Below are 11779 nucleotides of genomic sequence, written 5' to 3'. Positions count from 1 at the left end.
AGCCCGCTGGACATCGGTCAACGACAACGGCGGGATCTTCGGTCCAGGACGCGTCACAACCAACCAACGACAAATCTCTGACTCAGGTCACTAGGGCCTGGCGAGCCCCAGACGCGCCCACAGCCGCGTACGGTCGTCCGCGGCCACGGACGCCGCCCCGTCCGTCACCGTCTCGTAGACCGCGAGGATGTCCGCGCCCACCGTCGACCAGTCGAAGCGCCGTACGTGCCGGCGGCCCCGCTCCCGCAGCTCGGCCAGCCGCTTGTCGTCGCCCAGCAGCCGTACCGCGGCCGCCGCCAGGGCGTCGGCGTCCTCGTTGGCGAACAGCTCACCCGCCGCTCCCCCGTCCAGCACCTGGGCGAACGCGTCCAGATCGCTGGCGAGCACCGCGGCGCCCGCCGACATGGCCTCGACGAGGATGATGCCGAAGCTCTCGCCGCCCGTATTGGGCGCGACATAGACATCGACGCTGCGCAGCAGCCGCGCCTTGTCCTCGTCGCTGACCATCCCCAGGAACTCGACGCGCTCCCGCAGCGGCGCCGGCAGGGCGGCCACGGCCTCCTTCTCGTCGCCGCGCCCGGCGATCAGCAGCCGCGCCCCCGGCCGGGCCTCGAAGATCTTCGGCAGGGCGCGCATCAGCACCGGCAGCCCCTTACGGGGCTCATCGATCCGGCCCATGAAGCCGATCGTCTCCCCCTGCCACTCCTCCTTCGGCTCGGCGTCGGCGAAGAAGTCCACATCGACGCCGTTGGGGATGACGACCGCGTCGCCGCCGAGGTGCTCCACCAGCGTCCGGCGCGCGTACTCGCTCACCGCGATGCGTGCGCTGATCTTCTCCAGCGCCGGCTGCAGGATCGGATACGCCGCGATCATGGCCCGGGAGCGCGGGTTGGAGGTGTGGAACGTCGCGACGATCGGCCCCTGGGCCGCCCAGCAGGCCAGCAGGCCCAGCGAGGGCGAGGTGGGCTCGTGGATGTGGATGACGTCGAAGCCGCCGTCGTGCAGCCAGCGGCGCACCCGCGCGGCCGACAGGAAACCGAAGTTCAGCCGGGCCACCGAGCCGTTGTACGGCACCGGCACGGCGCGCCCTGCGGAGACCACGTACGGCGGCAGCGGCGTCTCGTCGTCCGCCGGGGCCAGCACGGAGACCTGGTGGCCGCGCCGGATCAGATGGTCGGCCAGATCGCGGATATGGAACTGGACGCCGCCTGGGACATCCCAGGAGTACGGGCAGACGATCCCGATCCTCAAGGCTTCTCCATTCCGGGACTTCCGGGACTTCCGGGACCGCGATCCAGATCCGCGAGCCACAGGCGCTGCAGCATGTGCCAGTCCTCCGGGTGCTCGGCGATCCCCGAGGCGAAGGCGTCGGCCATCTCCTGGGTCATGACGGCGGTCCGCTCCGCGCGGTTCCCGTCTCCGGGCACCTCGACCGGCGGATGCACCCGCCCGCGCATCACCGGCGACTCGTCGTACCAGAGGGTCACCGGCAGCAGCAGGGCGCCGGTCTGCAGGGCGAGCGCCGCGGGCCCGGCCGGCATTTTCGCCCGCTCGCCGAAGAACGACACCTCCACGCCCGAGGCCGACAGATCGCGGTCGGCGACCAGGCACACCAGACCGCCCGAGCGCAGCCGCCGGGACAGCGTCCCGAACGCGCTCCCGCCCTGGTGCGGCAGCACCTCCATGCCCAGCCCCTCGCGGTAGGCCACGAACCGGTCGTACAGCGATTCCGGCTTCAGCCGCTCCGCGACCGTGGTGAAGGGCACCCCCAGATGTGTGGTCACCCAGGCCCCGGCGAGGTCGTAGTTGCCCATATGCGGCAGCGCCAGGACCACGCCCCGGCCCTCGGCGAGACCGTCCACCAGATAGTGCACGTCCTTGATGTCGAAGCCGCTCTGTATGCGCTCGGGGCTCCAGGCCGGAAGCCGGAAGGACTCCATCCAGTAGCGCAGATACGAGCGCATGCCCGTCCGCGACAGCTCGGCCAGCCGCCGGGGCGAGGCGTCCGGGACCACCCGCGCCAGATTGGCCTCCAGCCGCAGCACGCCCTTACCGCGCCGCTTCCACGTCTGGTCGGCGATGCGCTGCCCGAGGCGTACGGCGACCGGCTCCGGGAGCTTCTTGACCGCACTCCAGCCGAGCCCGTACAGCGCGTCGGTCAGCCTGTCCTTCACCGCGTCTCGCCCCCCTGGGGCACCGCCCGCTCCTCGGCGTCCGCCTCGGTGGCCTCCCGGCGCACGGTCACCACCCGCTGGACGAGAGTCACCGCGCTGCCGACGGCCACGATCCACAGCGCGATCGGGAGCAGGATGTCGATATGCGGCACGCCGAACTTGTGCAGACCCGAGAAGCCGCAGGCCACCAGGGAGATCACCAGCCGCTCGGCGCGCTCCACCAGCCCGTTGACGTTCACCGGCAGCCCGATGCTCTCGCCGCGGGCTTTGGTGTACGAGACCACCTGACCGCTGGCGAGGCAGAAGATCGTCACCGCACACAGCACATTGTCGTCCCCGCTGCCCGCGTACCACAACGCCAGACCGCCGAAGATCGCGCCGTCGGCCACCCGGTCCAGCGTGGAGTCGAGGAACGCGCCCCAGCGGCTGGAGCGCCCCAGCTGCCGCGCCATATTGCCGTCGACCAGGTCCGAGAAGACGAACAGCGTGATGACGACCGTTCCCCAGAAGAACTCCCCCTGGGGGTAGAAGACCAGTGCGCCCGCGCACACGCCGGCGGTGCCGGTAAGGGTCACCGCGTCGGGGCTGATCCCGAGACGGATGAGCAGGGCGGCGAACGGTGTGAGAACACGCGTGAAGAATGCACGCGCGTACTTGTTCAGCATGGCCTTCCCGGGGGGTCGATACGGGCCGGGTGGCCAAGAGGCCACCGGCGCGCCCATCGTAGCCACGCCCCGGAGGGGCGCCGTGCACCTGTCGGACAGCTCCGTGACCCCACGCGCGCTACGGCCGCATGTGTGACGTATGGACGCACCGTTACAGCGGTGGAAAGCTCGAAGTATCGCAAGGTGTCGACCGGGAGGCGAGACACATGGGCGACAAGACGAGTACACACCCAGGGGCCGCCGGAAGGGCAGCGGCGGCCGACCGGCCCAGCTCCCTGCGGAATGTGGTTCTGGTCGGCCACAGTGGGACAGGAAAGACGACGCTGGTGGAGGCTCTCGCACTGGCGACGGGCGCGGTCAACCGGGCGGGCAGAGTCGAGAACGGCGGCTGCCTCTCCGACTACGACGAAATCGAGCACCGGCAGCAACGTTCGATTCAGCTCTCCCTGGTCCCCGTCGAATGGGGCGGGATGAAGATCAATCTCCTGGACACCCCCGGCTATGCCGATTTCGTCGGGGAACTCAGGGCCGGTCTGCGAGCGGCGGACGCGGCCCTTTTCGTTGTCTCGGCCGCCCAGGACGCCCTGGGCATCACCGGGGCCACCCGCATGATCTGGGACGAGTGCGCCGCGGTCGGAATGCCGCGCGCCATCGTGATCACACACCTGGAAGCGGCCCGCGCCAGCTTCGAGGAGATGACCGAGCTGTGCCGGGAGAGCTTCGGCGGCGACGACCCCGACGCCGTACTGCCGCTGTACCTGCCGCTGCGGGGCGAGCCGGGGCCCGACGGGCACGCCCCGGTGACCGGGCTCATCGGGCTGCTCACCCAGCGGGTCTTCGACTACTCCTCAGGCGTGCGCACCGAATCGCAGCCCCGGGAGGACCAGCTCCCGCTGGTCGAGGAGGCCCGCGGCCGGCTCATCGAGGGGATCATCGCCGAGAGCGAGGACGAGACCCTCATGGACCGCTATCTCGGCGGTGAGGAGATCGACGTCAAGACGCTGATCGAGGACCTGGAGAAGGCCGTCGCACGCGGCAGCTTCCACCCCGTGCTGGCGGCGGCGCCCGCCGCCGAGGGGTCCAAACAGGGCCTGGGCACCGTCGAGCTGCTGGACCTGGTGACCGGCGGCTTCCCGTGCCCGCTGGAGCGCGAGACGCCCGCCGTCACCACCCCGCAGGGTGCCGCACGCCCGCCGCTGAGCTGCGATCCGGACGGTCCGCTGGCCGCCGAGGTGGTCAAGACCTCCTCCGATCCGTATGTCGGCCGGATCTCCCTGGTGCGCGTCTTCTCCGGCACGCTCCGCCCCGACGAGACCGTCCATGTCTCCGGCCACGGTATGGAGGACCGCGGCCATGAGGACCACGACGTGGACGAGCGGGTCGGTGCCCTGTCCGCCCCCTTCGGCAAACAGCAGCGCACCCTCGCCCAGGCCATCGCGGGCGATCTGGCGTGCGTGGCCAAGCTGACCCGCGCCGAGACGGGCGACACGCTCTCGGCCAAGGACCAGCCGCTCCTCATGGAGCCCTGGCAGATGCCCGATCCACTGCTGCCCGTGGCCATCCGGGCACACAGCAAACCGGACGAGGACAAGCTGTCGCTGGGCCTGTCCCGGCTGGTCGCCGAGGACCCGACGATGCGCCTGGAGCAGAACCCGGACACCCACCAGGTGGTGCTGTGGTGCCTGGGCGAGGCGCATATGGACGTCGCGCTGGAACGGCTGCGCAGCCGGTACGGGGTCCAGGTGGACGCGGTGCCGTACAAGGTCTCGCTGCGCGAGACCTTCGCGGCGAAGTCGGCCGGGCGCGGCCGCCATGTCAAACAGTCCGGAGGCCACGGCCAGTACGCGATCTGCGAGATCGAGGTGGAGCCGCTGCCGGAGGGCTCGGGCATCGAGTTCGTGGACAAGGTCGTCGGCGGCGCGGTGCCCCGGCAGTTCATCCCGTCCGTCGAGAAGGGCGTGCGCGGCCAGGCGGCGCGCGGCGTCGCGGCCGGCTACCCCCTGGTCGACGTGCGGGTCACGCTGCTGGACGGCAAGGCGCATTCGGTGGACTCCTCCGACGCCGCCTTCCAGACGGCGGGCGCGCTCGCGCTGCGCGAGGCGGCCACCGACGCCCGGATCGACCTGCTGGAACCGGTGGTCGAGCTGGGCGTGCTGGTCTCGGACGACTATGTCGGCGCCGTCATGAGCGATCTGTCCGGCCGGCGCGGCCGGGTCGTCGGCACCGAACAGTCGGGCGGTGGACAGACCCTGATCAAGGCAGATGTGCCGGAGATCGAGATTGGTCGGTACGCGGTCGATCTGCGATCGCTGTCGCACGGCACCGGTCGGTTCAGCCGTTGCTACGCCCGGCATGAGGCGATGCCCCATCAGCTGGCCGAGCGGATGCGCGAACAGGTGTCCGCCGAGGCGTAGTTCACGGCCCGCCCGTGGCGTATCTCACGGTCGGTCCAGGGCGTATTTCACGGCCCGCCCGCCCCACCGCGCCGGGGCGGGCGGGCCTTTGCCGTCCGCTGTCCAGCGGCGGGCCCGCGGGCGACTTCTCCACCAGGGTTTTCCACAGGCCGCACACGCACTGGCGACAGGCGGTGCACACCCCGGATACGCTGAGGTCGCAGCGCAAGAGCGTGCGGTATTGGGGGCGTTGGTGACGGACGGATTCGACTTCAGTCCCGGGGCGCAGGTTCCCCTCTCGGGAGCGGCGGGACAGACGGCAGCGACCCAGGCACTCGCCTCGGCCGCCTACCGCGACGACCCCGTGGCAAAGTTGCTCGACGCCAATTCGGAGTGGACGGTCTCCGAGGTCAAGGCGCCGAGAATGTCGCTCTTCGAGCCGAATCTGGGCGAGGCGTTCTCGCGCGCCGTCCAGATGAGAATGCTCGGCGGCGGCCGGGGCCAGGTGATCCAGTCCTTCGGCATAGAGCCCCAGACGGTCGTCGAGCACTGTCTGGCGGCCAACCGCATCCGCAAGACCCGTGACGCCCGGCTCACCGCCGTCATGGTGATCTTCGGGCTGCTGTTCCTGCCCGGCACGCTGCTCTGGCTCGGCGTCTTCCAGCTACGCCGCTCGATCGCCGGGGCCCAGGACAAGCGGATGGGGGCACTCGGCACGGCGCTGCTGGTGGCGCTCGGCGTGATGGTCCTCATCTTCCTGATCAAGCTGCCCTTCGGCGGCTTCTGGGGGATATATCTGCGCGGCGTCGTGGTCGCCCCCATGATCGGCTGGTACATCGCCAAGCAGATCTGCGAGCGCACCGCCAAGGAGCTCCGGGACTCCTGGGGCGGGCTGCTCTCGGGCGGCGGCGTCGGCGCCAAGGTGCCCGAGACGGTGCCCAACCACCCGGGCCAGACCGCCGCCGAGGAGCTGCGCAAGGCGCTCCACAAGCTCACCGCCGAGCAGCACAGCAATGTGGTCTTCTACGCCGGCCCCAAGGGCATATTGGGCATGGGCACCCGCTGGGGAAGCTGGCAGCTGGCCGAGGACCTGGTCTCGGCCGACCCCGACAAGGAGATCGACCCCTTCCGCAGCTGGGACGTCATACGGGCGATCCATGACCAACTGCGCATGCTGGAGCGCACCCCGCTGCACACCGGCGGCTTCCCCAAGCCCTCCGTGCGCCACTGGGTGGTCTCACCGATCGGCGAGGAAGCCAAGGCGGTCGAGCGCGGCGGCACCTCCGAGGAGGAGGGCTTCCAGATAAAGGGCGTCGAGCTGCAGCGGATCTGCGACAAGCAGCAGTTCGGCGCCGGCGACCGGCACTACCTGGGCGTGCAGTTCGTGCTCTGGGACGGCCAGTTGGTGATCAGCCTGATGATCACGGTGACCCTGCTGCACAAGACGCTGCGGATCGAGGTCACCGGGCATGCGCTCGGGCCGATCCATCCGCTGTTCCGCAACAAGCCGTCGGCGCCCAGCAAGACGGTCCCCAAAACCTTCCGGTTCTGGGAGACCAAGTCCATCCCGCTGCCGCTGGTGAACGCGAAGGAGGTCGTGCGGCTGACCGCGCGTGCTCCCTTCACCTGGTATCCGCCGATACTGGACCACCTCGGGGGCAAGCTGGTCCTGCCCGAGCCGTTCGGTCTGCGGCACGCCTGGGCGGACAAGCCCTGGCGGCACCGCTTCATGGCGGACGACGCGCTGCGCACCGCCACACCGGTGCTGCGGGTGGTCCATGAGGCGGCCCTCGGGGTGCTCAAGCACCACGGCGTGGACACCGAGCGCTTCGGCAACCGCTCGCTGGCGCTCAGCGGCCAGATCCAGGAGGCGGCCCCGAAGAAGGCCGATCTGTACGACGCGTAAGCCGCCGGACGCACCGCATGAGGAAGGCCCCGGCCGTGCGGCCGGGGCCTTCTCCTCGTACAGCTTGGCTACGCCTGGGCCTGCGGCCAGGCGTCGGCCAGCAACTGGCGGGTGTCGGCCAGCAGTTGCGGCAGCACCTTGGTCGTGCCGATGACGGGCATGAAGTTGGTGTCCCCGCCCCAGCGCGGCACCACATGCTGATGCAGATGCGCCGCGATCCCGGCTCCGGCGACGGTGCCCTGGTTCATGCCGATGTTGAAACCGTGCGCACCCGAGGCGGTACGGAGCGCGGTCATGGCGGCCTTGGTGTAGTCCGCCAGCTCGATCGTCTCCTCGGCGGTGAGCTCGGTGTAGTCGGCGATGTGCCGGAACGGGACGACCATGAGATGGCCACCGGTGTACGGGTACAAATTGAGCACGGCGTACACGGAGGCGCCTCGAGCGATGATCAAGCCATCCTCGTCCGACTTCTCCGGAATGGAGCAGAACGGACAGCCATCGCCCGCGCCCGGGCCGGTCGGCTTGTTCTCCCCCTGGATGTAGGCCATCCGATGGGGCGTCCACAGGCGCTGGAACGCGTCAGGCGTCCCCACTCCGATCTGCTGTTCCGGCTCACTCGTCATGCGGGCCAGCATATTCGCCCGGCCGCGGTGAGGAAGAGCCGAGGGGCGGCCCTGGTCAGGGCCGCCCCTCGGAATCCCGGCCTCCGTGGGAGACCGCAGTGGATCAGACCTGGATCCGGCGCTCCACGGCGTCGGCGATCTCGGCCAGCGCCTCGTCGATCGGAATGCCGTTCTTCTGCGAGCCGTCGCGGTAGCGGAAGCTCACGGCGTTGTTGGCCACGTCCTCGTCACCGACGATCACCATGAACGGGATCTTGCTGCGCTGGGCGTTGCGGATCTTCTTCTGCATCCGGTCCGAGGACGAGTCCACCTCCATCCGCAGGCCCTTCGCCTTGGCCTGCGCGGCGAACTGCTCCAGGTACGGCACATGGCCGTCGCCGATCGGGATACCGACCGCCTGCACCGGGGCCAGCCACGCCGGGAAGGCGCCCGCGTAGTGCTCCAGCAGCACCGCGAAGAAGCGCTCGATCGAGCCGAAGAGCGCCCGGTGGATCATGACGGGCTGCTGACGCGAGCCATCAGCCGCGGTGTACTCCAACTCGAACCGCTCCGGCTGGTTGAAGTCGACCTGGATGGTCGACATCTGCCAGGTACGGCCGATCGCGTCCCGCGCCTGCACCGAGATCTTCGGGCCGTAGAAGGCCGCGCCACCCGGGTCCATGACCAGCTCCAGGCCCTGCTTCTCAGCCGCCTTGCGCAGCTCCTCGGTGGCCTCTTCCCACTGCTCCGGCCCACCGATGAACTTGTCGGAGTCGTCCCGGGTGGACAGCTCCAGATAGAAGTCGTTCAGGCCGTAGTCGCGGAGCAGGTCCAGCACGAAGGTGAGCAGATTGTCGAGCTCGTCGGCCATCTGCTCCTTGGTGCAGTAGATGTGCGAGTCGTCCTGCGTGAAGCCTCGGGCCCGGGTCAGTCCGTGGACGACGCCGGACTTCTCGTACCGGTAGACCGTGCCGAACTCGAAGAGCCGCAGCGGCAACTCGCGATACGACCGCCCGCGCGCCCTGAAGATCAGGTTGTGCATCGGGCAGTTCATGGCCTTGAGGTAGTAGTCCTGGCCCTCGAACTCCATGGGCGGGAACATGCCGTCCATGTAGTGCGGCAGATGGCCGGAGGTCTCGAAGAGCTTGGCCTTGGTGATGTGCGGGGTGTTGACGAACTCGTACCCCGACTCCTCGTGCCGCTTCCGCGAGTACTCCTCCATCTCCTTGCGGATCACGCCGCCCTTGGGGTGGAACACCGCAAGCCCCGAGCCCAGCTCGTCGGGGAAGGAGAACAGGTCCAGCTCCGCGCCCAGCTTGCGGTGGTCGCGCTTCTCCGCCTCGATGAGGAAGTCCAGGTACGCCTTCAGCTCGTCCTTGGCCGGCCAGGCGGTGCCATAGATCCGCTGGAGCTGGGGGTTCTTCTCACTGCCCCGCCAGTACGCGGCGGCGCTGCGCATCAGCTTGAAGGCCGGGATGTTCCGCGTGGTCGGCAGGTGCGGACCGCGGCACAGGTCCTTCCAGCACAGCTCGCCGGACTTGGCGTCGAGGTTGTCGTAGATGGTCAGCTCGCCCGCGCCGACCTCGGCCGACGCGCCCTCGGCGGCGTCCGCGGCCGACCCCTTGAGCCCGATCAGCTCCAGCTTGTACGGCTCGGCGGACAGCTCCTCGCGCGCCTCGTCATCGGTGACCACGCGGCGGGAGAACCGCTGCCCCCTCTTCTGGATCTCCTGCATCTTCTTCTCGATGCGCTTGAGATCGTCCGGGTGGAACGGGGTCTCGACGTCGAAGTCGTAGTAGAAGCCGTCCTTGATCGGCGGGCCGATGCCCAGCTTCGCCTCGGGGAACAGCTCCTGCACCGCCTGGGCCATGACATGCGCGGTGGAGTGGCGCAGGATGTCCAGGCCATCCTTGCTGGTGATCTCCACGGGCTCGATCTCGTCACCCTCGGCCGGCTGGTACGCCAGGTCCTTGAGCTGCCCGCCCACGCGCACGGCGACGATCGAGCGGTCGCCGGAGAAGAGGTCCGCCGTCGTAGTGCCCGTGGCCACCACGCGTTCTTCCCGCTCGGAATCGCGTTGGATGATCACACGGACGTCTGACACCGGTCTCTCCTGACTGATGGATGGCTCACCGCGGCGAATGCGGCGCAGCGTGAATCGTACCGAGCCGACGGGTGGGACCGCGAAACGGTTGTGCACGCCGTCACCGCGCGGGACGACCGCCGTCACGGGCTGGGACGACCACCGTCACCGCCCAAGACGGCCGCCGTCACCCCGCACGGCGACCGTCGCCGGACGTGGTCACGGGCCGGGGCGGCCGGTCAGGGGCCGCCGCCGCACGCCTCCTCGAAGAAGTCCAGGTTCTCCTGGAGCGATTTGACCAGCCGGTCCCGCTCGGCCTCGTCCACCTGGACCGGGGTGACGCCGGTGGCCCCGCTGAGCCGCCGGAAGCCGCCGCGGCTCTCCAGCCGCCCCCGCACCCGGATCGGCAGCCCCACCAGATGGGCGTGGCCGGCGATCCGGTAGTCCTCCTCGTCCAGGGTGATCCGCACCTGTGCGACCTCCGCCCCGGAGAGCACCCGCAGCCGCACCGTCCCGGGACCGCCGGGGCCGGTACGGCGCAGCCGCACCACCGCACCGGTGAGGCATACGGGCACCGACGGCTCGTCCCGGACATAGCGGGCGCCCGCCTCCCGCAGCCCCGGCAGATCGCCGGGCGAGAACTCCACCGGATCCGGCCGGGCGGCGAACCCCGGCGGCGGACCGGCGGCCGGTGACCACTCCAGCGCCACCCGCGCCCCCTCCGTGCCCTGGACCAGCGCGACCACCGCCTCGGTCAGCTCCCGGCAGGCCCCCGCGGCGACCGCCGCGTCGTACACCTCCATGCCGCCGGTCGTCCGGTGGTAGTCGGCGGCGTCGCGGAGGGCGTACAGCGCGCGCAGCAGGGTGACGGCGGTGGCGCGGCCGTCCTCCTCCACGGGCACGAAGACGGTCAGCTCACGGCCACCGGACTCCGCGCCCGGGGGCCCGGTCAGCACCCGCTCCAGGGACGCCTCGGCGGCGCGGCGGTGCCGGGCGCCGTAGTAGCCCGCCCGGCCCCGGGCGGCGAGCGCCGCGGCCAGCAGGGTGTCGCGGGCGGCGGCGCGCAGCCGCTCCTGCGCGGTCCAGGCGGAGGTGCCGCCGGGCGATTCGGGCACCTCGCGCCGCCAGCGGATCTCATCGCTGGGCACGGCGAGGCCGGTGAGCACCTCGCGGGCGGAGGGGGCGGCGCTGCGGCTGAGCGCCATCAACGCCTCGCCGAGCAGATCGCCGCTGTCGGGGAAGTCCCGGCTCTCGGGCACCAGCAGGCTGGTGGCGCCCGCGAGCCGGCCCGGCGGCGTCCAGCGGGCGTAGCGCCCCGGGGTGCCGCCGCGGCGGCGCCAGCCGTGCCGGGCGAGCAGGGCGCCGAGGACGGCCGGATCGGTCTCGTCGGGATGCGGGACCGACGGGGGTGCCGGGTCGTCCTGGGGCCACGGTCGGTCCATCACGGTCTCCCTCCCGCCCCGACCCGGGTCATGATCTCGCAGAGCGCGCGGTCGTCGAAGACCCGCGAGGTCGGGATCCGCACGGTGGTCCGGCGGCGGCCCGTGATCGGGTGGCCGGCCAGATTGATCCAGTAGCAGCAGTGGCGCAGGGACAGTCGGTCATGCCCGGCTCGCAGCCAGTCCTCCTGGCTGCGCGGCACGATCATCACCACGAGGATCTTGTGCACGGAGACCGGGCTCCGGGCCAGCTTGATCAGGTGGTCGTTGTCGAGGGTGAAGGCGAAGGTCGGGCCCGGAGGGTCCGGTGCGATCTGGTACGTGGCCTTGAGCTGCACCTTGATGGTGACCTCGTCGTCCACGGCGTGGCCGGGGGCGCTGTGGCTGACATGCCAGTCGATGCCGTGGTCGGGAAAGGGCTGGGCCAGTGAGCAGCCCGCGGCGGCGGCGACCGCGTGCAGATACCCCACCTGAAGGGTCTCCATGCATGCGGTGGTCGCGATCTGGCCACGCACGG

9 protein-coding genes are annotated in these 11779 nt (G+C 70.4%); 2 read left to right on the top strand and 7 right to left on the bottom strand.

Annotated elements, in window-relative coordinates:
* Window positions 1-90: 90 nt before the first annotated feature.
* Genes J5X86_RS39530 through pgsA form a run of 3 tightly spaced genes read right to left on the bottom strand, consistent with a single transcriptional unit; the run spans window position 91 to window position 2896 of the window.
* Entirely contained in the window at window positions 91-1251 is a 1161-nt protein-coding gene (locus J5X86_RS39530; RefSeq protein WP_208521465.1) for a glycosyltransferase family 4 protein, read from the bottom strand.
* Window positions 1248-2174, bottom strand: a complete 927-nt coding sequence (locus J5X86_RS39525) for a phosphatidylinositol mannoside acyltransferase (protein ID WP_208521464.1) — start codon at window positions 2172-2174, stop codon at window positions 1248-1250. The genes J5X86_RS39530 and J5X86_RS39525 overlap by 4 nt, the downstream gene beginning before the upstream one ends.
* Window positions 2171-2896, bottom strand: a complete 726-nt coding sequence (gene pgsA / locus J5X86_RS39520) for a phosphatidylinositol phosphate synthase (RefSeq protein ID WP_374229339.1) — start codon at window positions 2894-2896, stop codon at window positions 2171-2173. Before pgsA ends, J5X86_RS39525 begins: the two co-directional genes overlap by 4 nt.
* 149 nt (window positions 2897-3045) lie before the next feature.
* On the opposite strand from pgsA, the gene J5X86_RS39515 reads away from it, so the two are divergent.
* Together J5X86_RS39515 and J5X86_RS39510 are read left to right on the top strand one after the other, a co-directional pair.
* Window positions 3046-5253, top strand: a complete 2208-nt coding sequence (locus J5X86_RS39515) for an elongation factor G-like protein EF-G2 (protein WP_208521462.1) — start codon at window positions 3046-3048, stop codon at window positions 5251-5253.
* Window positions 5254-5485: 232 nt separating this feature from the next.
* A complete protein-coding gene (locus tag J5X86_RS39510; protein WP_208521461.1) occupies window positions 5486-7138 on the top strand; it encodes a hypothetical protein in 1653 nt (550 codons plus the stop codon).
* Between the two features lie 68 nt (window positions 7139-7206).
* On the opposite strand, the gene J5X86_RS39505 is transcribed toward J5X86_RS39510, so the two are convergent.
* From J5X86_RS39505 to J5X86_RS39490, 4 genes are all read right to left on the bottom strand, one after another.
* Window positions 7207-7773 carry an HIT domain-containing protein gene (locus J5X86_RS39505; RefSeq protein WP_078639888.1) on the bottom strand — a complete coding sequence of 189 codons (567 nt, stop codon included), beginning with the start codon at window positions 7771-7773 and terminating at the stop codon, window positions 7207-7209.
* 91 nt (window positions 7774-7864) lie between these two features.
* Complete coding sequence (gene thrS, locus J5X86_RS39500) at window positions 7865-9844, bottom strand: threonine--tRNA ligase (RefSeq protein WP_208521460.1); 1980 nt, start codon at window positions 9842-9844, stop codon at window positions 7865-7867.
* A gap of 218 nt (window positions 9845-10062) precedes the next feature.
* Window positions 10063-11265, bottom strand: a complete 1203-nt coding sequence (locus tag J5X86_RS39495) for a hypothetical protein (protein WP_208521459.1) — start codon at window positions 11263-11265, stop codon at window positions 10063-10065.
* Window positions 11265-11747, bottom strand: a complete 483-nt coding sequence (locus J5X86_RS39490; RefSeq protein ID WP_372458587.1) for a DUF4365 domain-containing protein — start codon at window positions 11745-11747, stop codon at window positions 11265-11267. The genes J5X86_RS39495 and J5X86_RS39490 overlap by 1 nt, the downstream gene beginning before the upstream one ends.
* Window positions 11748-11779: the final 32 nt, after the last annotated feature.

Source organism: Streptomyces sp. NEAU-YJ-81 (genome assembly GCF_017592595.1).
GTDB classification, from domain to species: domain Bacteria; phylum Actinomycetota; class Actinomycetes; order Streptomycetales; family Streptomycetaceae; genus Streptomyces; species Streptomyces hygroscopicus_B.
This window is presented reverse-complemented; position numbering and strand designations above follow the sequence as displayed.